General features: G+C 76.4%; 23 protein-coding genes and 1 rRNA gene. 20 read left to right on the top strand and 4 right to left on the bottom strand.

The genetic code is table 11. The features are described from left to right. Positions 1-3 precede the first annotated feature (3 nt). The 3 genes from rrf to DQ241_RS09620 all read left to right on the top strand — a co-directional run bounded on the left by rrf (position 4) and on the right by DQ241_RS09620 (position 2,915). A 5S ribosomal RNA gene (gene rrf, locus DQ241_RS09610) occupies positions 4-120 on the top strand. A gap of 1,430 nt (positions 121-1,550) precedes the next feature. Further along, the gene (locus DQ241_RS09615) at positions 1,551-2,456 is read left to right on the top strand and encodes a hypothetical protein (RefSeq protein ID WP_113829991.1); all 906 of its coding nucleotides are present in this window, start codon (positions 1,551-1,553) and stop codon (positions 2,454-2,456) included. A gap of 99 nt (positions 2,457-2,555) precedes the next feature. Beyond that, positions 2,556-2,915, top strand: a complete 360-nt coding sequence (locus DQ241_RS09620; RefSeq protein WP_113829992.1) for a single-stranded DNA-binding protein — start codon at positions 2,556-2,558, stop codon at positions 2,913-2,915. Positions 2,916-2,928: 13 nt separating this feature from the next. On the opposite strand, the gene DQ241_RS09625 is transcribed toward DQ241_RS09620, so the two are convergent. Further along, entirely contained in the window at positions 2,929-4,245 is a 1,317-nt protein-coding gene (locus tag DQ241_RS09625; protein ID WP_233492342.1) for a DUF1015 family protein, read from the bottom strand. Between the two features lie 66 nt (positions 4,246-4,311). On the opposite strand from DQ241_RS09625, the gene DQ241_RS09630 reads away from it, so the two are divergent. Next, entirely contained in the window at positions 4,312-4,725 is a 414-nt protein-coding gene (locus tag DQ241_RS09630) for a tetratricopeptide repeat protein (RefSeq protein ID WP_113830347.1), read from the top strand. Continuing rightward, positions 4,722-5,801: an HAD-IIA family hydrolase gene (locus tag DQ241_RS09635; RefSeq protein WP_113829993.1), complete on the top strand. Its 1,080-nt coding sequence runs from the start codon at positions 4,722-4,724 to the stop codon at positions 5,799-5,801. Before DQ241_RS09630 ends, DQ241_RS09635 begins: the two co-directional genes overlap by 4 nt. 4 nt (positions 5,802-5,805) lie before the next feature. Here DQ241_RS09635 and DQ241_RS09640 read toward each other — a convergent pair whose 3' ends face one another. Continuing rightward, positions 5,806-6,135 carry an alkyl sulfatase C-terminal domain-containing protein gene (locus DQ241_RS09640; protein WP_233492382.1) on the bottom strand — a complete coding sequence of 110 codons (330 nt, stop codon included), beginning with the start codon at positions 6,133-6,135 and terminating at the stop codon, positions 5,806-5,808. A gap of 166 nt (positions 6,136-6,301) precedes the next feature. Here DQ241_RS09640 and DQ241_RS20855 point away from each other — a divergent pair, with 166 nt between their 5' ends. From DQ241_RS20855 to DQ241_RS09660, 5 genes are all read left to right on the top strand, one after another. After that, positions 6,302-6,493, top strand: coding sequence for a hypothetical protein (locus DQ241_RS20855; RefSeq protein WP_199584297.1), 192 nt, complete (start codon positions 6,302-6,304; stop codon positions 6,491-6,493). Beyond that, a complete protein-coding gene (locus DQ241_RS09645; RefSeq protein ID WP_199584300.1) occupies positions 6,493-7,287 on the top strand; it encodes a TlyA family RNA methyltransferase in 795 nt (264 codons plus the stop codon). Before DQ241_RS20855 ends, DQ241_RS09645 begins: the two co-directional genes overlap by 1 nt. Beyond that, entirely contained in the window at positions 7,284-8,327 is a 1,044-nt protein-coding gene (locus DQ241_RS09650; RefSeq protein WP_113829995.1) for an NAD kinase, read from the top strand. Before DQ241_RS09645 ends, DQ241_RS09650 begins: the two co-directional genes overlap by 4 nt. Further along, complete coding sequence (recN, locus tag DQ241_RS09655) at positions 8,305-10,086, top strand: DNA repair protein RecN (RefSeq protein WP_113829996.1); 1,782 nt, start codon at positions 8,305-8,307, stop codon at positions 10,084-10,086. Before DQ241_RS09650 ends, recN begins: the two co-directional genes overlap by 23 nt. Positions 10,087-10,155: 69 nt before the next feature. Continuing rightward, positions 10,156-10,902, top strand: coding sequence for a methylase (locus DQ241_RS09660; RefSeq protein ID WP_113829997.1), 747 nt, complete (start codon positions 10,156-10,158; stop codon positions 10,900-10,902). Positions 10,903-10,937: 35 nt separating this feature from the next. Here the strand turns inward: DQ241_RS09660 and DQ241_RS09665 are convergent, their stop codons facing one another. Next, positions 10,938-11,780 carry a TetR/AcrR family transcriptional regulator gene (locus tag DQ241_RS09665; RefSeq protein WP_233492343.1) on the bottom strand — a complete coding sequence of 281 codons (843 nt, stop codon included), beginning with the start codon at positions 11,778-11,780 and terminating at the stop codon, positions 10,938-10,940. Between the two features lie 165 nt (positions 11,781-11,945). Here DQ241_RS09665 and steA point away from each other — a divergent pair, with 165 nt between their 5' ends. Genes steA through DQ241_RS09705 form a run of 8 tightly spaced genes read left to right on the top strand, consistent with a single transcriptional unit; the run spans position 11,946 to position 22,347 of the window. Then, entirely contained in the window at positions 11,946-13,133 is a 1,188-nt protein-coding gene (gene steA, locus DQ241_RS09670; protein ID WP_113829999.1) for a putative cytokinetic ring protein SteA, read from the top strand. Further along, positions 13,130-14,077: a copper transporter gene (locus DQ241_RS09675; protein ID WP_113830000.1), complete on the top strand. Its 948-nt coding sequence runs from the start codon at positions 13,130-13,132 to the stop codon at positions 14,075-14,077. The genes steA and DQ241_RS09675 overlap by 4 nt, the downstream gene beginning before the upstream one ends. Then, positions 14,074-14,919, top strand: coding sequence for a hypothetical protein (locus tag DQ241_RS09680; RefSeq protein WP_113830001.1), 846 nt, complete (start codon positions 14,074-14,076; stop codon positions 14,917-14,919). The genes DQ241_RS09675 and DQ241_RS09680 overlap by 4 nt, the downstream gene beginning before the upstream one ends. Continuing rightward, positions 14,916-16,535, top strand: coding sequence for a murein biosynthesis integral membrane protein MurJ (gene murJ / locus DQ241_RS09685; RefSeq protein ID WP_113830002.1), 1,620 nt, complete (start codon positions 14,916-14,918; stop codon positions 16,533-16,535). Before DQ241_RS09680 ends, murJ begins: the two co-directional genes overlap by 4 nt. Continuing rightward, positions 16,532-17,674, top strand: a complete 1,143-nt coding sequence (locus tag DQ241_RS09690; RefSeq protein WP_113830003.1) for a glycosyltransferase family 4 protein — start codon at positions 16,532-16,534, stop codon at positions 17,672-17,674. Before murJ ends, DQ241_RS09690 begins: the two co-directional genes overlap by 4 nt. Continuing rightward, complete coding sequence (locus DQ241_RS09695; protein ID WP_113830004.1) at positions 17,671-20,034, top strand: hypothetical protein; 2,364 nt, start codon at positions 17,671-17,673, stop codon at positions 20,032-20,034. Before DQ241_RS09690 ends, DQ241_RS09695 begins: the two co-directional genes overlap by 4 nt. 7 nt (positions 20,035-20,041) lie before the next feature. After that, positions 20,042-21,745, top strand: a complete 1,704-nt coding sequence (locus DQ241_RS09700) for a CTP synthase (protein ID WP_255410985.1) — start codon at positions 20,042-20,044, stop codon at positions 21,743-21,745. A gap of 2 nt (positions 21,746-21,747) precedes the next feature. Beyond that, entirely contained in the window at positions 21,748-22,347 is a 600-nt protein-coding gene (locus DQ241_RS09705; RefSeq protein ID WP_113830005.1) for an NUDIX hydrolase, read from the top strand. 3 nt (positions 22,348-22,350) lie between these two features. Here the strand turns inward: DQ241_RS09705 and DQ241_RS09710 are convergent, their stop codons facing one another. Then, the gene (locus DQ241_RS09710) at positions 22,351-22,977 is read right to left on the bottom strand and encodes a hypothetical protein (protein WP_113830006.1); all 627 of its coding nucleotides are present in this window, start codon (positions 22,975-22,977) and stop codon (positions 22,351-22,353) included. 185 nt (positions 22,978-23,162) lie between these two features. Between DQ241_RS09710 and ald the strand changes: the two genes are divergently transcribed. After that, on the top strand, positions 23,163-24,278 hold the full coding sequence (gene ald, locus DQ241_RS09715) for an alanine dehydrogenase (protein ID WP_113830007.1): 1,116 nt from the start codon (positions 23,163-23,165) through the stop codon (positions 24,276-24,278). Between the two features lie 47 nt (positions 24,279-24,325). Next, positions 24,326-25,240 (top strand): site-specific tyrosine recombinase XerD, encoded by a 915-nt coding sequence (gene xerD, locus DQ241_RS09720; protein ID WP_113830008.1) that lies wholly within the window; start codon positions 24,326-24,328, stop codon positions 25,238-25,240. Positions 25,241-25,268 lie beyond the last annotated feature (28 nt).

Below are 25,268 nucleotides of genomic sequence, written 5' to 3' on the forward strand. Positions count from 1 at the left end.
AGTTACGGCGGCCATGGCGAGAGGGAAACGCCCGGTCACATTCCGAACCCGGAAGCTAAGCCTCTCAGCGCCGATGGTACTGCCCTGGAGACGGGGTGGGAGAGTAGGACGCCGCCGGACAACCATTACCGAACGGGGGTCAGAGCCACGTGCTCTGACCCCCGTTCGCGTGTTTCGGGACAATCTATTGCGCGGCGCCATCTTCGTGCGCGCCGCTGTCGAAGAGGTAGCTGACTTTCATGACCACTCCGCGTCGCGGTTCCGACGGCCCCCGAGGCGGCCGAGGCTCGAACGGCGGACGTCCGTCCGGCGGCTCCGGCCGTCCCGCCTCCGGCGGCGGTCGCTCGGGTGCACCCCGTAGCGGCGGTTTCGCCGGACGCGGGTCGCGCCCCCAGGACGACCGCGGACCTCAGCGACCGCGTGAGGACCGCGGCGGAGACGACCGCGGTTACCGCGGCGACGCCGGCGGTCGCTCGTCCGGCGAGCGGGGTGGTGCGGCCCGGTCCGAACGCGGTGACTGGCAGGGCCGTCGCCCTGCTGGTGAGCGCCCGCAAGGCGACCGTGCGCAGCGTGTTGGCTGGCAGGAGCGCCGACCGACCGGTGACCGTCCGCAGTGGCAGGACCGTCGTCCGGCCGGCGACCGTCCGCAGGGGGATCGACCGCAGCGGAGTGGTTGGCAGGAGCGTCGCCCCGCCGGGGAGCGTCCCCAGGGGGACCGTCCGCAGTGGCAGGACCGTCGTCCGGCCGGCGACCGTCCGCAGGGGGATCGACCGCAGCGGAGTGGTTGGCAGGAGCGTCGCCCCGCCGGGAAGCGTCCCCAGGGGAACCGTCCGCAGTGGCAGGACCGTCGTCCGGCCGGCGATCGCCCGCAGGGCGACCGCCCTCAGCGTGGGAGTTGGCAGGACCGTCGTCCGGCCGGCGACCGTCCGCAGGGGGACCGCCCGCAGTGGCAGGACCGTCGTCCGGCCGGCGATCGCCCGCAGGGTGACCGCCCTCAGCGTGGGAGTTGGCAGGACCGTCGCCCGGCCGGCGACCGTCCGCAGGGGGATCGACCGCAGCGGAGTGGTTGGCAGGAGCGTCGCCCCGCCGGTGAGCGTCCCCAGAGGGACCGTCCGCAGTGGCAGGACCGCCGTCCGCCCGGCGACCGTCCGCAGGGTGACCGCCCTCAGCGTGGGAGTTGGCAGGACCGCCGTCCCGCCGGTGACCGGCCGCAGGGTGACCGCCCGCAGTGGCAGGACCGTCGCCCGACCGGCGATCGCCCGCAGGGTGACCGCCCTCAGCGTGGAAGTTGGCAGGACCGTCGTCCCGCCGGCGACCGGCCGAACGGTGACCGCCCGCAGTGGCAGGACCGCCGTCCGGCCGGCGACCGGCAGCAGGGTGACCGCCCTCAGCGGAGTGACTGGCAGGACCGCCGTCCCGCTGGTGACCGCCCGCAGCGGTCCGGGAGCGCAGCGCGGCCCGACCGCGGCGGTGCTGGTAGCTGGCGGGATCGCCGTCCGTCCGACGACCGCCGTCCTCGTCCGCAGGAGCGCTCCGAGCGGCGTCCGCCGATGCCGCCGGGGCCGGAGATCCCGGAGTGGGCCGACCCGCGCGAGCTCGACCCGTCGGTGCGAGCTGCCCTCCGTGGTCTGGACCCCCGCAACACGCAGAAGGTCGCCGGTCACCTCGTCGTCGCCGGCACCCTCGTCGACGAGGACCCGGAGCTCGCGCTGGCCCACGCCCGTGCTGCCCGTGACCGCGCCTCCCGCGTGGCCGTCGTCCGCGAGGCCGTCGGTGTCGCGGCCTACCACGCCGGTGACTTCGCCGAGGCCGCCCGCGAGCTCCGCGCCTACCGGCGGATGAGCGGCGACCACGGCTACCGCGCCGTGCTGGCCGACTGCGAACGCGCGCTGGGCCGTCCGGACGTGGCGCTGCGGCTGGTGGCCGAGGCGCTCGCGGAGTCACCGGACGCCGACGAGATCGCCGAGCTGCGGCTCGTCGAGGCCGGCGCTCGCCGCGACCTCGGGGAGAACGCCGCCGCTCGCCTCGTGCTCGAGGGTGCGCTGGGCGGCCGTCCCGATCCGGCTCGGCTCACCGTCGGAGACACCACGCAGCTGCGGTTCGCCACGGCCTACGCCGACCTGCTGGGGGCCGAGGGGGAGGAGGCGCTGGCCGAGCAGTGGCGCGACGCCATCACCGCCGCAGACCCGGAGGCGCTCGCCGACGGGGTCGAGTTCAGCGAGTTCGAGGACGACGACGACGCGCGGCCCGCCGAGCAGGCGACCGATGCCGAGCGGGACGACCAGGACGAGGAGGGGGACGAGTTCGTCGACGACACCGCCGAGGACCCCGCCTTCCCGACGTCGGGCCGCTCCTTCCAGGACGAGGTCGAGGCCGAGGTCGCCGAGCTGCTCGGTGAGGACGGGGACCAGGACCAGGACGAGGCCGCACCGGCCGAGGAGACCCCAGGCAACTGACCTGTGACGAAACGGGCGCCGCCGTCCACACGCGGCGCCGGAGTCCACAGATCGACGACGAGCCTGGGCCCGCGCACCCCGCGGGCCCAGGCTCGTCCCATGAGCGTGGCTGTCATCGATCGCAACGACGTCGTCCTGCGTGGGCGGCTCTCCGCCCCGGCCGAGATCCGGACCCTGCCCAGTGGCGACGCCCTCGTGACGTTCCGGCTCGTGGTGCGCCGGCCCGAGCCGCGGGCCCGCGGTCAGTCGGTCGACGTCCTCACCTGCATCACCTACGACCGGGCGCTCCAACGGCGGGTCTCCGCCTGGCAGGCGGGTGACGTCGTCGAGGTCGAGGGGGCACTGCAGCGCCGGTTCTGGCGGACCGGCACCGGCACCGCCTCGGTGTGCGAAGTCAACTGCCGGCGCGGTCGCAAGGTGCCCCGGTCGGGGCCGGCGGCCGGCGAGCGCACCGCCTGACGTGCGGGCAGCGTCAGTCCGCGAGCGGGCGCAGCACCAGCCCGGTTCGGGGCTTGGGCACGAACAGCGTCGACTTGCGCGGCATCCGGGCGCCGGCGCGGGCCACGGCGGCCACGTCGGCGGGGGAGGGGGCGCGGAGCAGCAGGGCGACGCCCGACCGCTCCACCGCGGTGCGCAGGGCGTCCCCGACCGAGTGCGCGATGAGGATCGAGCCGGGCTCGTCGTCGCGCCCCCACAACCCGCTGACGAGCCCGTGGTGGGCCAGCACCACGTCGAGGCGGCGCCAGGCGGCCGGAGCCTCCGGCGGAACCGCGGCGAGCACCTCCGGGGACGGGGCGCTGAGCTCCACCAGACGGGAGCCGTCGCTGAGCAGGAACCCGGAGCGGTGCGGGTCCCGCAGCCAGCGCTGCGCGACGGCCTCCGCCTCGCCGGCAGCCGGGGTCGGCAGCTCCGTGACCACGAACCCGGCTGCCGCGGCCGAGACCGCGGTGTCCAGCGGGAGGTCGGGGACCACGCGGTGGATCGGGTCCACCCGCAGGCCCCCGGGGCCCATCGGGGTCACCAGTGCCAGCACGGCATCACTGCCGGGCCGCGCGGGATCGGCGCGGTGGTGAGCGCTGGCCGCGGCGAAGCGGTGGTGCCCGTCCGCGATCACCGACCCGGTGCGGCGCAGGGCCGCGGTGACCTGGTCCAGCAGACCGGGATCGGTCACCCGCCACAGGCGGTGCCGGACACCGTCGTCGTCGACGACCTCGAGCGTCGCGGGGGTGGCACGCAGCCGATCGGCGAGCGTCCCCAGCGCGGGCGACGGGTCGTGGGCCAGGACGATCGGCTCCAGATCGGTGCCCGTGGCGGCCAGCAGGGCGCGGCGCCCCTCGACGGCCAGCGGGTAGGTGTCCTCGTGCGGCAGGACGGCGGCCGATCCCGGCGCCGGGAGTGCCACCGCGCCGAGCCAGCCGGTCGTCGCGGGCGCGCCCTCGGGCTGGAGCTCGTAGAGCCAGAGCGCAGGCTCCGCGTCGCGCTCGAGGACCCCGTCGGCGAGCCAGGCCGCCAGCGTCTGCGCCGCTTCCGCGGTGGAGCGGTGCGCCCCCTCCGGCGTGCCCGCCGGACCCGGGCGGTCGACGCGCGGGAGGATCAGGCGCACGATGTTGTGCGGATCGGTGCCGGCCAGGCGGTCCCGGCCCGCGGGGCTCACCAGGTCGTAGGCCGGCGAGCTCACCCGCGCCAGGTGCCCCGGGTCGCGACGCCGGTAGATCAGGGCCCGGAAGGGCCTGACCTCCAGACCTGCCGCGGGAGCGGACGAGCGGGGGTCCGCCGACGACGTGGGCACGACGGCAATCGTAGGAGCGCGGCGACCGGGTATCCCGGTGCGGGCCCGGGCGGACGGGAGGCAGCGGTGACGGAGGGCGATCCACCGGACGACGGCGGCCCCGGCGGGGGCGTCTACGAGTGGTACCAGCGCGGGCTGCGCCTGCTCGCCGACCGCAACCCGGACGCCGCCGCCACGCTCCTGGCCCGCGCTTCCGAAGCCGAGCCCAGCTCCCGCAGCATCCTCGAGGCCCTGGCCCGCGCGCAGTTCGACGCCGGCCGCTACCGCGAGGCGATCGACTCGTTCACCGCCCTCATCGGGCGGAACCCGACCGACGACTACGCCCAGTTCGGTCTGGGCATGGCCGCCAGCCGGGCCGGGGAGCTGCGCCTGGCCGCGGAGCACCTCGCGCTGGCCGTGGCGATGCGCCCGGACCACGGTCACTACGCCCGAGCCCTGCGCGGGGTGCGCGCACGGCAGGCAGCAGAGGAGTCGGCATGAGCGACGAGCAGGTCCCCGCGATGGCGGACGGCTGCGCGGGACCACCGGCCACCGCGTACGACGTCGCCCTGCTCGACCTCGACGGCGTGGTGTACGTCGGCCCCGACGCGGTGCCGGGCATCCCGGAGGCCCTGCGCCGGGCGCGGGCCGCGGGCATGGCGCTCGGCTTCGTCACCAACAACGCCGCCCGGACCCCGGAAGAGGTCGCCGCCCACCTCACCGAGCTCGGGATCGAGGCGGCGCCGCGCGACGTCATCACCAGCTCCCAGGCGGCGGCCACCGTCGTCGCCGGGCTGTTCGGGCCCTCCGCACGGGTGCTCCCCGTGGGTGGCCCCGGTGTCGCAGCAGCCCTCCGCTCCGCGGGGCTCACCGTCGTCGGGCGCGCAGAAGACCGACCGGACGCCGTCGTCCAGGGTTACGGCCGCGAGGTCGGCTGGGCGCAGCTGGCCGAGGCCGTCGTCGCCGTCCGCGGGGGAGCACGGCACGTGGCCACCAACGCCGACGCCACGATCCCCTCGCCGCGGGGCCCGCTGCCCGGCAACGGTGCGATGGTCGCCGTCGTCCGCGGCGTCACCGGCCAGGAGCCGCTGGTCACGGGGAAGCCGGACCCGGCCATGCACGCCGAGTGCGTCCGGCGCACCGGCGCGCGCCGACCGCTGGTCGTCGGCGACCGCCTCGACACCGACATCGAGGGGGCGCGGCGGGCCGGCGCGGCCGGCCTGCTCGTCCTCACCGGCGTCACGGACCCGGGCCTCCTGCTGGCTGCCGCCCCCGAGCAGCGCCCCGACCTGCTCGCCCCCGACGCCGCGGGCGTGCTCGTCCCGCACCCCGCGGTGGCCCGCACGGCGACCGGCTGGCGCTGCGGGAGGTGGGAGGCGCGCACCACCGAGGGCGGTGGCCTGCTCCTCGACGCCACCGGGGGTGCGGACGAGGGGTCCGACGGCCTGGACGGTCTGCGTGCCCTGTGCGTCGCCCACTGGGCCGCCCACCCGGACACGGGCGTCCGGCCCCTCGTCCGCGCGGGCGACGAGGGAGCGGCCGGGCTCCTCGAGAGCTGGGCGCTGGATGCCGGCTAGCGGATCACAGCAGCTTGCGCAGCCGCAGCAGGTCGCGCAGCCCGGCCTCGAGCTTCACGCGGCCCGAGGCCCACGCCGGCCCGAAGGACATCTGCCCGGAGGTGAGGGCGACCAGGTCGTCGCTGGACATGGTCAGCCGGATGTCGGCCTTCGGGACGTCCGGCCCGTGCGGCAGCACGTGCAGGTCGCGCACCGCACCGCTGCTGAGCCGGCCCATCACCACCTCGTGCAGGTCGGTGATCCGGCACGAGAGGCTGCGGTCCAGCCCCTCCGCCGCGGGGTTCGCCGCGAGGTCGCCGAGGATGCCCTCGAGGGCGGTCATGCACTGGTCCATCGTGGCCACGCGGGCGGACCTCCTGCCGCAGTCGTGCCGTACCGGGAGCCACGACGCTATCGCCCAGCTCGCCGGGCCGATGCCCGCCCCGGCCGGCCGGTAACCTCGGCGGCAGAACGGACGGCGCCGCACCGGCCCGCCGGACGACTCCCGAGAGGCGACCACCATGACCGAGCCGAGCGCGCCACGACCGGTCCCCGGACCGCCGCGCCCGGCTCCGGTGCCCACCGACGACGGCGCCCCGGCGGGCGACCGGTTCGCCGGGCTGGACCAGCGCCCGGTGGCCGAGCACGTCGCGGTGTACGAGGCGGAGCACGCGCGCCTGCAGCGCGAGCTCGGCACGATCGACCAGCTCTGATGGCGCGTCGCCGGCTCGACGCCGAACTCGTGCGCCGCGGCCTGGCCCGCTCGCGCGAGCACGCCGTCGCCCTGATCGCCGAGGGCCGCGTCGCCGTCTCCGGCCGCGCCGCCACCAAACCCGCGACCGGTGTGGACGCCGCCGAGCCGGTCGTCGTCCGCACCGATCCCGACCAGCCCAGCTGGGTGTCCCGCGGCGCGCACAAGCTCCTCGGCGCGCTCGACGCCTTTCCCGTCCCGGTCGAGGGCCGGCGGGCTCTCGACGCCGGGGCCTCCACCGGAGGTTTCACCGAGGTGCTGCTCAGCCGCGGTGCGGCCGAGGTCGTGGCCGTGGACGTCGGCTACGGCGAGCTGGCGTGGTCGCTGCGCACCGACGAGCGGGTGCGGGTGCACGAGCGCACCAACGTCCGCACGCTCAGCCCGGAGGCCATCGACGGCCCGGTCGACCTCGTCGTCGCCGACCTGTCCTTCATCTCCCTCAAGCTGGTGCTGCCGGCGCTGACCGCGTGCGCCCGGCCCGACGCCGACCTGCTGCCCATGGTGAAGCCCCAGTTCGAGGTCGGCCGCGAGCGGCTGGGGGCCGGGGGGGTCGTGCGCGACCCGGAGCACCGGATCGCCGCCGTGCTCGAGGTCGGCGCGGCCGCCTCCGCGCTCGGCTGGGGGACCGCCGGGGTGGTGGCCAGCCCGCTGCCCGGCCCGGCTGGGAACGTGGAGTTCTTCCTGTGGCTGCGCCGCGACGCCGGCGCACCGCGGGAGGACGACGTCCGACGAGCAGTCCAGGAGGGACCGCAGTGACTTCGACCAGCGAGGGCGGAGGGGACGCGGCCCCGCAGCGGCGGGTCCTGCTCACCGTGCACACCGGGCGCCGCGACATCGTCGAGCTGGCCCGCACCTCCGCCGCCCGGCTCCAGGACGGCGGCATCGTGGTGCGCCTGCTCGAGGACGAGGCCGCCGACCTCGACATCGCCGGCGCCGAGGTCGTGCCGGCCGACGCCAAGGCGGCCTGCGACACCGAGATCGTCATGGTCTTCGGCGGCGACGGCACCTTCCTGCGCGCCGCCGAGCTGGCCCGCTACACCGACGCCGCGCTCATGGGGGTGAACCTCGGCCGGGTGGGCTTCCTCGCCGAGACCGAGCCCGAGGCGGTCGAGGAGACGCTGCACGCCATCGAGGCCTGCGAGTACTCCGTCGAGGAGCGCATGGCCATCGAGGTCGACGTCCTCGACCCCCACGGCGCCGTCGTCGACAGCACGTGGGCGCTCAACGAGGCCTCCGTCGAGAAGGCCGAGCGCTCCCGGGTGCTCGACGTCGTCATCGCCATCGACGGGCGCCCGCTCACCAGCTTCGGCTGCGACGGCGTCCTGTGCGCCACGCCCACCGGCTCGACCGCCTACGCCTTCTCCGCCGGTGGCCCTGTCGTCTGGCCCGACGTCGCGGCGCTGCTGCTCGTGCCCACCAACGCGCACGCGCTGTTCGCCCGGCCGCTGGTCACCTCGCCCGACTCCGTGCTCACCATCGCGGTGCCCGCCGACGGCAACCGGGCCCGCGTCTCGGCCGACGGCCGGCGGATGCTCGACGTGCCCGACGGCGGCCGGGTGGACGTCCGCCGGGCCGAGCGCCCCGTGCGCATCGCCCGGGTGCACGCGTCCACCTTCGGCGACCGGCTGGTGGCCAAGTTCGGCCTGCCGGTGCGCGGCTTCCGCGACGCGCGGCATGCCGGACCGGGGCACGAGCTGTTCACCAGCCGCAACGTGCTGACCCGCGGCATCGTCACCGGCGACGGAGCGGTCGGCCGGGCAGGGGAGGGGACCGGTGCCGCCACGCACGACCAGTGAGCGCTCGGCGCCCGCGCGCGACGCGGGGCCCGGCCGGCTCACCGAGCTGCGGATCCGCGGCCTGGGGGCGATCGACGACGTCACCCTCGACCTCGGTCCCGGGCTCACCGTCGTCACCGGCGAGACCGGTGCCGGCAAGACGATGGTGGTCACCGGCCTGACCCTGCTGTTCGGCGGGAGGGCCGACCCGGGCCGCGTCCGGGCCAGCGGCAAGGCCGGCGTCGAGGGGCGGCTGCTGCTGCCGGCCGGCTCGCCGGTGTGGGAGCGCGCCGCCGACGCCGGCGCCGACCCGGACGACGACGGCAGCCTGATCCTCGCCCGGACGGTGAGCGCCGAGGGCCGCTCCCGGGCGTTCCTCGGCGGGCGCGCCGTCCCGGTCGGCGTCGTCGCCGAGCTGGCCGACAGCCTGCTGGCGGTGCACGGCCAGACCGACCAGCTGCGGCTCTCCCGCCCGGCGGAGCAGCGCCGCGCCCTCGACCGGTACGCCGGCGCCGACCACCTCGCGCTGCTCGACCGCTACCGCGGCGCCCACCAGCGCTGGCGCGACCTCGTGGCCGACCTGGAACGGCGGCGCAGCTCCGCCCGCGAGCTGGCCCAGGCCGCCGACGTGCTGCGGCACGGCCTCGAGGAGATCGAGGCCGTGGGCCCCGAGCCCGGCGAGGACGAGGCCCTCGGCACCCAGGCGAAGCGGCTGGCCGACGCCGACGCGCTGCGCGCCGCGGCCGACGAGGCCCGGCTGGCCCTGATCGGCGACGTGACCGGTGACCTGGGCGGGGGAGAGGCGCCGCAGGACGCGACCGCCGCCCTCGCCATCGCCGAGCGGGCGCTGGCCGGCTCCGACGACCCGGCGCTGGTGATGCTCGCCCAGGACCTCGCCGACGCGGTCGCCGTCGTGTCGGACGTGGCCGGGCAGCTGGCCAGCTACGTCGCCGACCTGGACGCCGACCCCGCCCGGCTGGCCGAGGTGCTCGACCGGCGCGCCGCCATCACCGCCCTCGTGCGCAAGTTCGCCGACCCCGGCGCCGGCGTGGCCGGCGTGCTCGCGTGGGCCGCCGACGCGGCGCAGCGGCTGTCGGAGCTGGACGTCTCCGACGAGGCGCTGGAGAAGCTCGTCGCCGAGCGGGACGCCGCCCGTGCCGAGGTCGACGAGCTGGGCGCGCAGCTCAGCGCCGGGCGCCGCGCCGCCGCCGAGGGGTTCGCCGCCGAGGTGGGGGCCGAGCTGGCCGGCCTGGCGATGAAGAGCGCCCGGGTGTCCTTCTCCGTCGACAGCCACCCGGACGAGCCCGGCCCGGAGGGGATCGACGACGTCGCGCTGCTGCTGGCCGCCCACCCGGGCGCGCCCGCCCGGCCGGTGCACAAGGGCGCGTCCGGCGGTGAGCTCTCCCGCGTCATGCTCGCCATCGAGGTGGTCTTCGCCGGCGCGGACCCGGTCCCGGTCATGGTGTTCGACGAGGTGGACGCCGGCGTCGGCGGCCAGGCCGCCGGGGAGATCGGCCGACGGCTGGCCCGGCTGGCTCGGGAGCACCAGGTCGTCGTCGTCACGCACCTGGCGCAGGTGGCGGCCTTCGCCGACACCCACCTGGTCGTCGACAAATCGCCCGACACCGGTGCCGGCGTGACCGCGACCGACATCCGGGCCGTCGAGGACGAGGACCGGGTGCGGGAGCTCGCCCGCATGCTCTCCGGGCTCGCTGACAGCGAGACCGGCCAGGCGCACGCCCGCGAGCTGCTGGCCGTCGCCGCGGAGGCCCGCGGCTGACACCGGGCGTTCGCCGCACGGACGGGTGACGGGCGCGTGAGGAGCGGATCACCGGGGTAGTCGACGGCGGTGAGCTGCTTCTCCTCCGCCGACGAGTCGGCGCACTACGGCTTCTCGGTCTGCATGCTGCTCGACCAGTACCGCGAACAGCTGCGCTGGGAGCACGAGGAGATCGTCGAGCTCGGCACCGGTGACGCGACGGCCATCTCCGACGTCGTGCAGGCCCTGCCCGGGCTGAGGGTGCGCGGCTTCGACATCAGCGGTCCGTCGGTGGACCGCGCCCGGGCGAACATCGCCGAGCGGGGCCTGGGCGACCGCTACGCCGTCGAGCTGGGCGACTTCTTCGACCAGGCCGACGCCGCCGGGGGCGAGCGGGCCTCGACGGTCATCTCGAACCCGCCCTACATCCCCGCCCCCGACCGGGACATCCTGATGCCCGAGCTGTGGGGCGGCGTGCACGGCAACGACCTGGTGCTCCAGCTGCTCAAGGCCGGCTACGACAACGTCGTCACCGCGGTGGCCAGCTACGCCGACCCGCTGACCTCCGTGCGCACCGCGGAGGACCTCGGCTACCGCGTCGTCAACTTCCTGGCCATGGGCCTGGACTTCGGCACCTACAGCAGCGAGCCCAAGGTCCGCGAGCACATCCGCCGGCTCTGCGCGGACGGCCGCGGGTGGGCCGGCGACGACGAGTACATGGTCGCCGTCGCGCTGTTCACCCGGAACCCGGAGATCCCCGGCGACCGCGGGGACCAGCTGCTGCGCGCGCTGCAGGTCGACCCGGCCCCGGCCGTGCCGGCGGTGGCCGCCGCCTGACCGCGGCGGCCTGCCCGCGGCCGGGCTGCGCCGGCCTACCGCCGCTTGGCGTAGCCGGCCAGGCCGAACTGCAGCAGCGCCAGCCCGCGACGGCCCTGCCGGCGCAGCTCGCCGGCCAGCTCCGGCCCGGTGACCCCGGCCAGCACCCGGTCGCGGGCGAGCTCCAGCAGCGAGGCGTAGAGGCCGAGGACGGCGTGCGCCGCCAGCCACGGCTCGACCTGCCCCGGCCAGGCCCGCGTCTCCTCGGCGATCAGGGCGGCCAGCGCGTCGGTGAGCTCGCCGAGGATCTCCCGCTCGCGCACCTGCAGGGTCCGGCTGCCCCGGATCACCCGGGCCATGCGGGCCACGCCCTCGGCCGCCTCCGGCGTCCCGAGCAGGCTGACGGCCGCCACCACGAAGCTGCCCGCGGCGGCGGACACCGACTCGCCCGACGGCCGGGTGCGCACCGCCTCGAGCAGCGCCTCGCGCATCGGCGGGTCGGCGTCGAAGACCAGCCCTTCCTTCATCGGGAAGTGGTTGAAGACGGTCTTCTCCACCACGCCGGCGCGTCGTGCGATCTCCACCACGCTCACGGCGTCGAAACCGCGCTCGGCGAACAGCTCCGCGGCCGCGTCGACGATCTTCGCCCGCGTCTCCTGGTAGCGCCGGGCGCGCGCGCCGGACCCCCCGCGCGGCTTGACGGCCGCGACGGCCGTCTCCGCCGCCGGGGGTGCCTCGGTGGCCTCCGGCGACGCCGGCGCGTCCTCCGGTTCCTCGGCGGCGGAGGGGAACGGCCTGATGAACGGCGTGGGGACGGCAGCCTCGGGCGTGTCCTCCGCCCCGGCGGGGACCGCCGGCATCGAGTCGGTACGGGGCAGTGCGCGGGCCACTCCAGTCACGTGCGCCACGCTAGTCACGAGTCGGTAACGATCCCGCTCGGACGCCGGACCGGTCGTTCCTGGCGTGTCGCGCCGCCCGTGGTGTCGAACACGGTGCGTGACTGAGGGGTCGCAGTCGCGCGTCGCGGGTCCGGGGCATCCGCGGATCGTGACAGCATGCAATTCATGCGCATCGGCACCCTTCGACGTGGCCGGGCACAGGAGTCGGGGCCCGGGGTGTCCGGCACCGCCCGGCTGGACCGTCGCACCAAGAACCTCACCAAGCGGCTGCGGCCCGGCGACATCGCTGTCATCGACCACGTCGACATCGACCGGGTCAGCGCCGACGCGCTGGTCGGCTGCAAGGTGGCCGCGGTGGTCAACGCCGCGCCGAGCATCTCCGGCCGGTACCCCAACCTCGGGCCCGAGATCCTGGTCGAGGCCGGCATCCCGCTGCTCGACGGCGTGGGGCGCGACGTCTTCGCCGCGCTCAAGGAGGGCACCGCCGTCCGCCTCGACGGCAACCAGCTCCTCGCCGAGGACGGCACGGTGCTGGCCGAGGGCGTGGCCCAGGACGCGCAGACCGTCGCCGCCTCCATGGCGGAGGCGCGGGCCGGTCTCTCCACCCAGCTCGAGGCCTTCGCGGCCAACACGATGGAGTACATGAAGCGGGAGCGCGCGCTCCTGCTCGACGGCGTCGGCGTGCCGGACGTCAGCACGGCCATCGAGGGCCGGCACGTGCTCATCGTCGTCCGCGGTTACGACTACAAGGAGGACCTGGCGGCGCTGCGGTCCTACGTCCGCGACTACCGCCCGGTGCTCATCGGCGTCGACGGCGGCGCCGACGCGCTGATCGAGGCCGGCTACTCGCCGGACATGATCATCGGCGACATGGACTCCGTCAGCGACGGGGCGCTGACCTCCGGCGCCGAGGTCGTCGTGCACGCCTACCCCGACGGCCGGGCGCCCGGCCTGCCGCGGGTGCAGGAGCTCGGCGTCGAGGCGATCACCTTCCCGGCCGCGGCCACCAGCGAGGACATCGCGATGCTGCTGGCCGACGAGAAGGGCGCCACGCTGATCGTCGCCGTCGGCACGCACGCCACCCTCGTGGAGTTCCTCGACAAGGGGCGGGGCGGCATGGCCTCGACCTTCCTCACCCGCCTGCGCCTGGGCGGCAAGCTGGTCGACGCCAAGGGGGTCAGCCGGCTCTACCGCAGCCGGATCTCCACCCTCGCGCTGGTCGTCCTCGTCCTGGCGGCGTTCGTCGCCATCGGCTCGGCGATCGCCGTGTCGGCCGCCGGCCGGGTCTACCTCGACCTGCTCCTCGACCAATGGAACAGCTTCGTGTTCTGGCTGGAGAACCTCTTCTCGTGATCGACTTCCGCTACCACCTGGTCTCCCTGATCGCGGTCTTCCTCGCGGTCGCGTTGGGCATCGTCATCGGGACGACCCAGCTCAACGACCCGATCCTGACCGACATCGAGAACCAGGTGACCGACCTGGAGCAGGACAAGCGCGCTCTCGAGGACCGCACCCAGGAGCTGCAGGCGCAGGTCGACACCTCCGACGCCTTCGCCCAGACGGTGGCCCCTGCGCTCGTCGAGGGCACGCTGTCCGGCGGCTCGGTGCTCCTGGTCGTCACCAACGAGGACGTCGCCCCCGAGACCGTCGAGCAGGTGACCGCGCTCATCGGCCAGGCCGGCGCGACCGTCACCGGCACGGTCCGGCTGCTGCCCGGCTACAGCGACCCGTCCAGCTCCTCGAGCCTGCAGAGCTACGTCACCGGAGGCGGGCTCCCCGCCGGGGTGACGGTCCCGCCGGAGGCCGAGGACGCCGGCGAGCTGGTCGCCTCGCTCCTGGCCCAGGTGCTGATGGTCCCGGCCGACGGCGGTGCCGCTCCCGACCCGACCGCGGCCAGCTCGGTGCTGGCCGGGCTGGCCTCCCTCGAGGTGGTGGAGGGCTCCTCGGTGCAGCCGGCCGAGCAGGTCGTGTTCCTCACCGCCGGCGAGTTCACCGGGGGCGAGGCCGCCGAGCGGAACGCCACGCTGGTCGAGCTGGTCACGGCCCTCGACCGGGCCGGCTCCGGCGCCGTCGTGGCCGGGGACGCCGCGTCGGCCCGGGAGAACGGGCTCGTCGGCGCGATCCGGGCCGACCAGGGCGTCTCCGGCAGCGTCTCCACCGTCGACAACGTGGCCACCGCGGCCGGCCAGGCCAGCGCGGTGCTGGCGCTGCGCCAGGAGCGCGCCGGCACGTCGGGTGCCTACGGCACGGGCGAGGAGGCCCAGCCGGTGCCGGCCCTGGCCTCCGCGACGCCGTGACCCGGCCATCCGCCCGTCGCCGCGCCGCCCTGGCGCTGGCCGGGGCCCTCGCGGGCCGCGCCGCGCTGGCCGCGGCAGCCGCGGCGACGGCCTCGGAGGCGGGGGCGCCGTGGCGGCGCACGAACTACGCGGGCCGGCCGGTCTCGCTGCTCGGCGGACCGGCGCTGGCCACCGCCGCGACGGCGACCGCGGTGCTCGGCGCGCCGCCCGGCACCCGCGCGGCCACCGCGGTCGTCGGAGCCGTCTCCGGCCTGGTCGGCGGGTACGACGACCTGGCCGGCGCCCGGCCGGAGCAGGCCCGCGACAAGGGGCTGGCCGGTCACCTGCGCGCCCTGCGCGAAGGCCGCGTCTCCGCGGGGGCGGTCAAGGTGGCGGGCATCGGCGCCGCGGCCGCCGTCGCCGCGCTGCTCACCCGCCGGGAGCACGGGGCCGGCGCGCTGGCCGACGGCGTGCTGACCACCGGCCTCGTCGCGGGCACCGCCAACCTGCTGAACCTGCTCGACCTGCGGCCCGGTCGCGCCGCCAAGGCCGGCGCCCTCGCCGCGGTGGTCACCCTCGGCGGCCCGTCCGGCGGGCTGGTGGCCGGCCCGCTCGGGGCGACCGCCGCGGTCCTGCCGGCCGACCTCGGTGAACGGGTGATGCTCGGCGACAGCGGCGCGAACGCCCTCGGCGCGCTGCTCGGCCTGCGGCTCGCGGCGGCGCCCTCGCGGGCCGCCCGCGCCGGGCTGCTCGCCGGCATCGCGGCGCTCACGCTGGCCAGCGAGAAGGTCAGCTTCACCACGGTCATCGAGGCGACGCCGGGGCTGCGCGAACTGGACCGGCTCGGCCGCCGGTCGTCGTGACCGGCCGCCGGATCGCCCAGGGCGTCGCCGGCGCGGCGGCGCTGATCGCCGTCCTCACCCTGCTCGCGCGGGTCGCCGGCTTCGGGCGGACGCTGGTCTTCACCAACGCCGTCGGCGCCGGCAGCACCGGCGACACCTACCAGGCGGCGAACACGGTGCCGAACATCGTGTTCGAGGTGGTGGCCGGCGGGGCGCTGGCCAGCCTCGTCGTCCCGATGCTGGCCGGCGGGATCGCCGCGGGCGACCGGGAGCAGGTGCGCCGCACCGCCTCGGCGCTGCTCGGCTGGACGCTGCTGGTGCTGACCCCGCTGGCCCTGCTCATCGCCGTGTTCGCCGAGCCCATCGCCCGGCTGCTCGGCCCCGGCGAGCCCGAGGAGGTCGACCTCGCCGCTCGGTTCCTCCTGGTCTTCGCACCCCAGGTCGTGCTCTACGGCATCGGCATCGTGCTGGCCGGCGTGCTGCAGGCGCACCGGCGCTTCGCCGCCCCCGCGATCGCCCCGCTGCTCTCCAGCGTCGTCGTCGCCGCGGCCTACCTGCTCTTCGCGGGCATGGGCGGCAGCCGCGACGTCGCCGACCTGTCCCGTCCCGCCGAGCTCGTGCTCGGCGTGGGGACGACGCTGGGCGTGGTGGCGCTCAGCCTCAGCCTGCTCGTGCCGCTGCGCCGGCTGGGTCTGCACCTGCGGCCGTCGCTGCGCTTCCCGGTCGGGGCGGCCCCGCGGGTCCGCCGGCTGGCGGTGGCCGGGGTGCTCACCCTGGCCGGGCAGCAGCTCGTCGCCTTCGTCGCCATCCGGCTGACCGGCGGGGACGCACCCGACGGCAGCCTGGTGGTCTACGGCGCCGGCCTCACGCTCTTCCTCGTCCCGTGGGCGGCGCTGGCCGTGCCCCTGGCGACGTCGGCCTACCCGGGGCTGTCCGAGCGGGCGGAGCTCGACGACGACGCCGGGTACGCCCGCGCGCTGGCCCCGGTCACCGCGCTGGTCGTCGCCGCCTCGGCCGCAGCCGCCGCGCTGCTGATCGCCGTCGCGGGCCCCATGGCCCGGGTCTTCCTGAGCTCGGACACCGGTGCCAACGTCGCCGCCCTGCGCGACACCACGATCGCCTTCGCGCCGGGGCTGGTCGGCTACGGGCTCGTCGCGGTCCTGACCCGCGCGCTCTACGCCCGCGGGCTGTGGAAGGCGCCGACCGTCTGCGTCGTCGGCGGGTGGCTCGTCGCCGTCGTCGCGGACGTGGTCCTCGCCGCCGCGCTGCCGGCCGGCGACCGGGCCGCCGCGCTCGGCGCCGGGCACACGATCGGTGTCACCGTCGCCGGGCTCGCGCTGCTCGCCGTCGTCGCGCGCACCGCTCCGGCGGGCTCGCTCGCCGGGCTGCCCCGGATCGGCACGGCGGCGCTCGGGGCGGCGGCGGCGGGGGCGGCCGCCGGGCTCGCCCTGTCCCGCGCGCTCGGCGCGGACCCGGTGCCCCAGCAGGGCGTCCTCGCCGCGGTCGGCGTCGGCGTGCTCGCCGGAGCGCTCGTGCTCCTCGTCGTCGCGGCGGTCATGATGGGAGCCGCGCGGAGTGCCCTGATCGACGCGCTGCGTGCCCTGCGCGCACCCGACCGGCTGGAGGTGGCCCCGTGACGGAGCCGCTGCCGCTGTCCGGTCGCCGCGTCGTCGAGGTGCTCGCGACCAGCGCCGGGGGAGTGGGATCGCACATCCGGGCCCTCCTCCCGACGCTGCGCGAGGCCGGCGCGGACGTCGGGGTCGCCGGCGCGCCCGCCACCGAGGAGCTGTTCGGCTTCACCGCGACCGGTGCCGACTTCGCCCCGGTGGGCATCTCGTCGGGCGCGAACCCGGCCGCCGACGCGCGGGCGGTCGCCCAGCTGCGCCGGGCGATCGCCGGCGCGGACCTGGTGCACGCCCACGGCCTGCGGGCCGGTCTGGTGGCCGCCGCGGCGCGCCGGCTGCTGCGCGGGCCGAAGCCCCCGCTGGTGCTCACGCTGCACAACGCGCTGCAGGAGGGCGGCGGCCGGTTGCGGTCGGCGCTCGAGGCCCTGGAGCGGGTCACCATCCGCAGCGCCGACCTGGTCCTCGCCGTCTCCGGCGACCTCGCCGACAACGCCCGCCGGGCCGGCGCGCCCGACGTGCGGGTCACCCCGGCGCTCGCCCCGCCGCTGCCGCCGGCCGCCCGGACCCGGGACGAGGTGCGCGCCGAGCTGGGCGTGGCCGACGGCCGGCCGCTCGTGGTGGCCGTGGGCCGGCTGCACCCGCAGAAGGGCTACGACGTCCTGCTCGACGCCGTCGGGCGCTGGACCGGCCGGCCCGGCGCCCCGTTCGTGGCCGTCGCCGGTGACGGGCCGCTCCGCGAGGAGCTCGCCGCCCGCGTCCGGGAAGAGCAGCTGCCCGTGGTGCTGCTGGGCCGGCGCGACGACGTCGCCGACCTGCTGGGTGCCGCGGATGCCTGCGTGCTGCCCTCGCGCTGGGAGGGCAGCCCGTTCACCGCCCAGGAGGCGCTGCGCGCGGGGACGCCGCTGGTGTCCACCCGCGCCGGCGGCATCCCCGAGCTGGTGGGCGAGGCCGCCGACCTCGTCCCGGTCGGGGACGCCGCCGCGCTGGCCGACGCCCTCGACCGCGTGCTCGGCGACCCGCGGCACGCCGCCGCGCTGGCCGATGCCGGCCGCCGGCGCGCCGCGGAGTGGCCGGACGAGGCGGGGGCGGCCCGCCGGCTGGTCGCCGTCTACCGGGAGCTGCTCGGCCCTCCGGGCAGCGGCCGGCCATGAGCCCGGCCCGCCGCTCGCCGGTCCTGCTGCTCGTGCTGCTGCTGACCGTCCTCCTGGGGTGGGCACCGCCGGCCGCCGCCGCCGACGGCACCGCCGCGGCGGAGAGCGCGGACCGGGCGCTGGTCGTCGGGGTGCCCGGGCTGGTCTGGGGCGACCTCGACCCGGCAGCCACGCCGCGGCTGTGGGACCTCGCCGAGCAGGGGTCGGTCGGCGCGCTGTCGGTGCGCGCGGCGCGGGGGACCACCTGCCTGCTCGACGGCTGGGCCACCCTGGGGGCGGGCAACCGCGCCCGGTTCCCCGGTCCCGACGACGGCCTGCCGCCCGTGCCGCTGCCGACCCTTCCGCTGCCCCCGGGTGAGGGCGAACCCGGCGCCGAGCCGTCCGAGCCGCGGGTGAGCACCTCGCTGTCGCACTGCGGTCTGCAGGAGCGGATCGCGGCCGTGGCGCTGGAGGACCCGGCGGCGACCGTGGCGCGCACCGCGGACGACCCGGGCACGAACCGGTTCGGCGCCGAGCCCGCCGCCCTGGCCGACCAGGTGGGGTGCGCGGCGACCTCCGGCCGGGCCGCGGCGCTGGCCGCCGCGGCACCCGGGGTGCAGCTGACCCGGACCGACGTCCTGCCGGCGGAGCCGGCCGAGCTGACCGCCTTCGTCGCGGCCTGCCCGCTCACCCTCGTGTCGCTGGACCACCTGACCACCGCCGGCGTGCCCGGGATCGACCAGACCGACGACGGCACCGAGCCGCTGCCCCGCGCGGGGGCGCTGAGCCGCATCGACGAGGCGGTCGGCCGGCTGCTCGACGCGGTCGCCACGCTGCCGGGCGACACGCTGGTGCTGGTCGCCGGCATCTCCGAGGTCAACGACGGCCGACCGCAGCTGCACGTGGCGATCGCCGCCGGGCCGGGGTTCGACGACGGTGGCTGGCTGCGCTCGGCGAGCACCGGGCGCGCGCCGTACGTCCAGCTGATCGACCTGGCGCCGACGGCGCTGCGCGCGCTGGGCCTGGACGTCCCGGCCTCGATGAACGGGCAGCCGCTGCGGACCGCGGGGGAGCGGCCGGAGCTGGCCGCGGCGGTGACCCAGCTGGAGCAGGTGAACGTCGGGGCGACCCTGCACCACCGCAACGTCGCCGAGTTCTTCTGGCTCGTGGTGGCCGTCGGCTGCCTCGTCGTCGGGCTGGGCGTCCTCGTCCTCGGGCTGCGCCCCGGCCGGCCGGCCGGCCCCCTGGGCCGGTACCGGGGGCCGCTGCGGCTGCTCGCCCTGGCCGCGGCGTCCCTGCCGGTGGCCACCTACCTCGCGGGGTTGTTCCCCTGGGAGCGCACGGCTGAGCCCCTCCGGGCGATGGTCCTGTCGGTCGCCGGCGCCGTCGTGGCGGTGACCGCCCTGGCGGTGCTCGGTCCGTGGCGCCGCCGGCCGCTCGGCCCGCCCCTGGCGGTCCTGGGCGCCACCCTGGCCGTCCTGGTCGGCGACGTCCTCACCGGATCCCGGCTGGAGCTCAACGGGTTGCTCGGGTACGACGCCGTCGTCGCCGGGCGGTTCACCGGCTACGGCAACCTCAGCTTCGCCCTCGTCGCGGTCGGGGCGCTGCTGTGCACCGCCGCCGCGGCGACGGCGGTGGGCCGTCGCGTGCGGCCGGAACGGCGCCGGGTCGTCACCGGCGGCACGGTCCTGGCCGCCGGGCTGGTCACCGTCGCGGTCATCGGCGCGCCCGCGCTGGGTCGCGACTTCGGGGGCGTCCTCGCCTCGCTGCCGGGCTTCCTGCTGCTGGCCATGCTGCTCGCCGGGGTGCGGGTCACCGTCGTCCGCCTGGGCCTGGTCCTCGGTGCCGCCGTGGTCGCCGTCGGCAGCATCGCGGTGCTGGACTGGGCCGGCCCGGCGGAGGAGCGCAGCCACCTGGGGCGGTTCGTGGAGCAGGTGCTCACCGGCGAGGCGTGGACGGTGGTCTCCCGCAAGGCGCAGGCCAACGTCGACATCCTGATGGGCAGCCCGCTGGCCTGGATGCTGCCGGTGACCCTGGTGGCCGCGGTGTGGCTGGTCCGGCCGGGCGGGCTGCTGCGCAGCCGGCCGGACGGCGCGACGCCGGGTGGGATGCCCCCGGACGACGTCGCCGTCCTGCGCGCGGGGCTGCTCGCCTCGGCGCTGAGCCTCTTCCTCGGCGCGGCGGTGAACGACTCCGGCGTCGCGGTGGCCGCGACGGCGGCGGCCCTGCTCGTGCCGCTGCTGGTGTGGCTGGCCGCCCGCCCGGTGGCGGACACCCCCGCAGAGGGGGAGGACGCGGGTGGCGCTGCCCACTCGGGGCCGGTCGGGCCGCCGGATCGTGTTACGGTCGTCTCCCGTGGATCGACCGTCGGGAACGCCTGAATCCCTCTTGTCACGTGGCCTTCTGCACAACTCGCAGCCGACGAAGTTCGTCTTCGTCACGGGCGGCGTTGTGTCCTCTCTCGGCAAGGGGCTGACCGCCAGTTCGCTCGGCGCCCTGCTGTCCAGCCGTGGCCTGCGCGTCACGATGCAGAAGCTGGACCCCTACCTCAACGTCGACCCCGGGACGATGAACCCGTTCCAGCACGGCGAGGTGTTCGTCACCGAGGACGGCGCGGAGACCGACCTGGACGTCGGTCACTACGAGCGCTTCCTCGACATCGACCTCTCCGGCCGGGCCAACGTCACCACCGGGCAGGTCTACTCGGACGTGATCGCCAAGGAGCGCCGCGGCGAGTACCTCGGTGACACCGTGCAGGTCATCCCGCACATCACCAACGAGATCAAGGCCCGGATCCTCGCCGGCGCGGAGGCCGCGGAGCGGGTCGACGTCGTCATCACCGAGATCGGCGGCACGGTCGGCGACATCGAGTCGCTGCCCTTCCTCGAGGCCGCCCGCCAGGTCCGGCACGAGATCGGCCGCGACAACTGCTTCTTCCTGCACATCTCGCTGGTGCCCTACATCGCGCCGTCGGGCGAGCTGAAGACCAAGCCGACCCAGCACTCGGTCGCCGCCCTGCGCAGCATCGGCATCCAGCCCGACGCGGTGGTCTGCCGTTCCGACCGGGAGATCCCGGCCGGGCTCAAGCGCAAGATCAGCCTGATGTGCGACGTCGACGCCGAGGGCGTCATCTCCTGCGCCGACGCGCCGTCGATCTACGACATCCCGAAGGTGCTGCACCGGGAGGGCCTGGACGCCTACGTGGTGCGCCGGCTCGGCCTGCCGTTCCGCGACGTCGACTGGACCGTCTGGGGCGACCTGCTCGACCGGGTCCACGCCCCCAAGCAGACGGTGACCGTGGCGCTCGTCGGCAAGTACATCGACCTGCCCGACGCCTACCTGTCGGTGACCGAGGCCCTGCGCGCCGGCGGCTTCGCGCACCGCAGCCGGGTGCAGATCCGCTGGGTGCCGTCGGACGACTGCGAGACCCCGGAGGGCGCGGAGAAGGCGCTGGCCGGCGTCGACGCCGTCTGCATCCCCGGCGGCTTCGGCGTGCGCGGCATCGAGGGCAAGCTCGGCGCGCTGCGCTACACCCGCACCAACGGCATCCCGACGCTCGGGCTGTGCCTGGGCCTGCAGTGCATGGTGATCGAGTACGCCCGCAACGTCGCCGGCCTGGAGCAGGCCAACTCCGCGGAGTTCGACCCCGAGACCCCCGACGCGGTCATCGCGACCATGGCCAGCCAGGTCGACGTCGTCTCCGGCGCGCGGGACATGGGCGGCACGATGCGGCTGGGCAGCTACCCGGCCACGCTGCAGCACGGCTCCGTCGCCGCCGCGGCCTACGGCTCCACCGAGATCACCGAGCGGCACCGGCACCGGTACGAGGTGGCCAACGCCTACCGCGACCGGCTGTCCGGGGCGGGCCTGGTGTTCTCGGGCACCTCGCCCGACGGCCTGCTCGTCGAGTTCGCCGAGCTCCCGAAGGACGCGCACCCCTTCTACGTGGGCACCCAGGCGCACCCGGAGCTGAAGAGCCGGCCGACCCGCCCGCACCCGCTGTTCGCGGCGTTCGTGCAGGCCGCCGTCGACTACCAGGAGTCCGCGCGGCTCCCGGTGGAGTTCGACGAGGCCGAGAAGGTCGGTATCTGACGGTGGCCGACGACCCGGCCCCGCACGACTACCGCGTCCTCGCCACCGAGACGGTGTACGAGGGCCGGGTCATCCGCCTGGACAAGGACACCGTCGCGATGCCCGGCGGCGGTGACAGCGTCCGCGAGGTGGTCCACCACCCCGGCGCGGTCGCCGTCGTCGCGCTCGACGACGACGGGTTCGTGGTGCTGCTCCGCCAGTACCGGCACCCGGTCGGTGACTACCTGTGGGAGCTGCCCGCCGGCCTGCGCGACGCCGACGGCGAGCCGCCGGTGGAGACCGCGAAGCGGGAGCTGGCCGAGGAGGTCCGGCTGGCCGCCGACCGCTGGTCGCTGCTGACCACCCACTACAGCTCGCCCGGGTTCTGCGACGAGCAGGTGCTGGTCTACCTCGCGGAGGGGCTCACCGACGTCGACCGCCCGGAGGGCTTCACCGTCGAGCACGAGGAGCTGGACATGACCGTCGAGCGGCTGCCGCTCGCCGACGCCGTCCAGCAGGTCTTCGACGGGCGGATCCGCAACGTGTCGGCGGTGGTCGGTGTGCTGGCCGCGGCGCAGGTCCGCGCCACCGCGCCCCGGCTGCGGGACGTCGACGCGACCTGAGCCTCACGTCGGGCTGACCGGCTCCTCCGGGGCCGGCCGCAGGCCCAGCCGGCGCAGCTCCAGGCCGGCCAGGGCCCGCACCGCCTCGGGGTCCCCGGCTCGCCAGCCGGCCCCCGTCCCCGGCGGCAGCGCGGCCAGCTGGGGGAGCGGCGCCGTGGCGACCGCCCGGGCGGCGAGGAGCTCCACGTCCGGCGCGCCGGTGAGCAGCCGCCGGGCGGCGCCGGCCTCCCGCGCCCAGGCCAGCCGCCACGGCAGCCAGCGCAGCAGCAGCCAGCCCACCGGCAGCACGACCAGGACGACGGCGAGCCAGAAGGCCAGGGTCGTGACGGCGTCCTGGGTCGTCTGACCGGCACCGCCGACCGCGCCCCCGGCCTCGCCCAGGGCGTCGAAGGGCACGGCCAGCTCGTCACCGACCAGCGGCACGTCCTCGGCGACGCCGGAGGCCGAGGACATCTGGTCGCTCAGCGACCGCCCGAGGTCCTCCACCGCGCGCCCGGGCTCGGCCAGCACGAGGACGGCGCCGTGGACGGCGCGGGCGACGACCACCCACAGCACCACCCAGGCCAGCATGCCCAGATCGGCGGCCAGCTGGCGGGTGCGGAGGACGGGGTGCTGGGCGTACGGGCGCATCTGGACATCGTCGGGCGGGCACGCCCGGGCGGCAGGTCGAGCGCGGCGACGCCGGTGCGGTACCGGGCCCCCGACGGTGACCCTGCCTACACTCCGGCCCGAGGGCGGCCCCGACCGGGCACGCCCCTGACACGGTGGGGAGCCCCGTCACCCTCGGGGACGAGCCGCCAGACCAGGAGTCGGACATGCGGGTCGGAGTGCCCAAGGAGATCAAGAACCGCGAGTACCGGGTCGCGCTCACCCCGGCCGGGGTGACCGAGCTGACCCGCGCGGGCCACGAGGTGCTGGTCGAGCGGGGCGCGGGGGAGGGGTCCTCCATCCCCGACGCGGACTTCACCGCCGCCGGTGCCCGGCTGCTCTCCGACGCCGACGACGTGTGGGCCGACGCCGACCTGCTGCTGAAGGTGAAGGAGCCGGTGGCCGAGGAGTACGACCGCCTCCGGGCCGGCCAGACCCTGTTCACCTACCTGCACCTGGCCGCCTCGAAGGCGTGCACCGACGCGCTGGTCGCCTCCGGCACCACCGCCATCGCCTACGAGACCGTGCAGAGCCCCGGCGGCGCCCTCCCGCTGCTGGCCCCGATGTCCGAGGTCGCGGGCCGCATGGCCCCCCAGGTCGGGGCGCACGCGCTCGAGCGGGCGCACGGTGGCCGCGGCGTCCTGCTGGGCGGGGTGTCCGGCGTGTACGCGGCGAAGGTGGTGGTCATCGGGGCCGGGGTGTCGGGCATGAACGCGGCGGCGATCGCCCTGGGGATGCAGGCCGAGGTCGTCGTCCTGGACCGCGACATCGACAAGCTGCGCGCCGCCGACCGCATCTACCAGGGGCACCTGCAGACGGTGGCCTCCAGCGCCTACGAGGTGGAGCGGGCGGTGCTCGACGCCGACCTGGTCATCGGCGCGGTGCTGGTCCCGGGGGCCAAGGCGCCCACGCTGATCAGCAACGAGCTGGTGTCGCGGATGAAGCCGGGGTCGGTGCTGGTCGACATCGCCGTCGACCAGGGCGGCTGCTTCGAGGACACCCGCCCCACCACCCACGACGACCCGACGTTCCGGGTGCACGAGTCGGTCTTCTACTGCGTGGCCAACATGCCCGGCGCGGTGCCCAACACCTCGACCCACGCGCTGACCAACGTGACGCTGCCCTACGTCATGGCCCTGGCCAACGAGGGCACCGGCGCCGCGGTGCGCAGCGACCGGGCGCTGGCGCACGGCGTGAACGTGGTCGCCGGGCAGGTGGTGCTGCCCGAGGTCGCCGAGGCGCACGGGATGACCGCCGTCCCGCTGGAGGAGGTGCTGGTCTGACCGCCGCCCCGAGCACCGCGCCCCCCGCCGCCCCCGCGCTGGAGCGGGTGGTCACCGGCTACCTCGACCACCTCGCGGTCGAGCGTGGCCTGGCCGCCAACACCATCGCCAGCTACCGGCGCGACCTGCGCCGCTACACCGACCACCTGGCGGCGGCCGGGGTGTCCGGGCTGCGGGAGATCACGGAGTCCGACGTCGCCGGCTTCCTCGCCGCCCTGCGGCAGGGGGACGACGAGCACCCGCCGTTGTCGGCCTCCTCGGCCGCGCGCGCCGTCGTCGCGGTGCGCGGCCTGCACCGGTTCGCGCTGCTCGACGGCCTGGTGCCCGACGACGTGGCGCACGAGGTGCGGCCGCCGACGCCGGCCCGCCGGCTGCCCAAGGCGGTGCCGGTGGAGCAGGTCGTGGCGCTCATCGAGGCGGCCGGCTCGGTGGAGGGCCCGCGCGGGCTGCGCGACCGGGCGCTGCTCGAGCTGCTCTACGGCACCGGCGCGCGCATCTCGGAGGCCGTGGGCCTGGCCGTCGACGACCTGGACCGCGGTCAGGCGGCGGTGCGCCTGGCGGGCAAGGGCGGCAAGGAGCGGATCGTCCCGGTGGGCAGCTACGCGCTGCGCGCCGTCGAGGAGTACCTGGTGCGCGCGCGGCCCGCCCTGGCCTCCGCGGGGAAGGGCGGGGTGCGCGGCGGGGCGCTGTTCCTCAACGTCCGCGGCGGGCCGCTCTCCCGGCAGAGCGCGTGGGCGATCCTGCGGTCGGCTGCCGAGCGCGCCGGGATCGCCGCGGACCTCTCCCCGCACACGCTGCGGCACTCCTTCGCCACCCACCTGCTCGACGGCGGGGCCGACGTGCGCGTGGTGCAGGAGCTGCTCGGTCACGCCTCGGTGACGACGACGCAGGTGTACACGCTGGTCACCGTCGACCGGCTGCGCGAGGTGTACGCGAGCAGCCACCCGAGGGCATTGACCTGACAGCTCGCCGCAGCGCGTCTTGGCACAT

This window comes from Blastococcus sp. TF02A-30, from assembly GCF_003319185.1.
GTDB lineage: Bacteria > Actinomycetota > Actinomycetes > Mycobacteriales > Geodermatophilaceae > Blastococcus.

Coding starts and splice junctions, on each gene's coding strand:
- DQ241_RS09615 (WP_113829991.1), top strand. CDS start 1,551: ATGCCGCCGGGGCCGGAGATCCCGGAGTGGGCCGACCCGCGCGAGCTC.
- DQ241_RS09620 (WP_113829992.1), top strand. CDS start 2,556: ATGAGCGTGGCTGTCATCGATCGCAACGACGTCGTCCTGCGTGGGCGG.
- DQ241_RS09635 (WP_113829993.1), top strand. CDS start 4,722: ATGAGCGACGAGCAGGTCCCCGCGATGGCGGACGGCTGCGCGGGACCA.
- DQ241_RS09640 (WP_233492382.1), bottom strand. CDS start 6,135: ATGGACCAGTGCATGACCGCCCTCGAGGGCATCCTCGGCGACCTCGCG.
- DQ241_RS20855 (WP_199584297.1), top strand. CDS start 6,302: ATGACCGAGCCGAGCGCGCCACGACCGGTCCCCGGACCGCCGCGCCCG.
- DQ241_RS09645 (WP_199584300.1), top strand. CDS start 6,493: ATGGCGCGTCGCCGGCTCGACGCCGAACTCGTGCGCCGCGGCCTGGCC.
- steA (WP_113829999.1), top strand. CDS start 11,946: ATGCGCATCGGCACCCTTCGACGTGGCCGGGCACAGGAGTCGGGGCCC.
- DQ241_RS09695 (WP_113830004.1), top strand. CDS start 17,671: ATGAGCCCGGCCCGCCGCTCGCCGGTCCTGCTGCTCGTGCTGCTGCTG.
- DQ241_RS09710 (WP_113830006.1), bottom strand. CDS start 22,977: ATGCGCCCGTACGCCCAGCACCCCGTCCTCCGCACCCGCCAGCTGGCC.
- ald (WP_113830007.1), top strand. CDS start 23,163: ATGCGGGTCGGAGTGCCCAAGGAGATCAAGAACCGCGAGTACCGGGTC.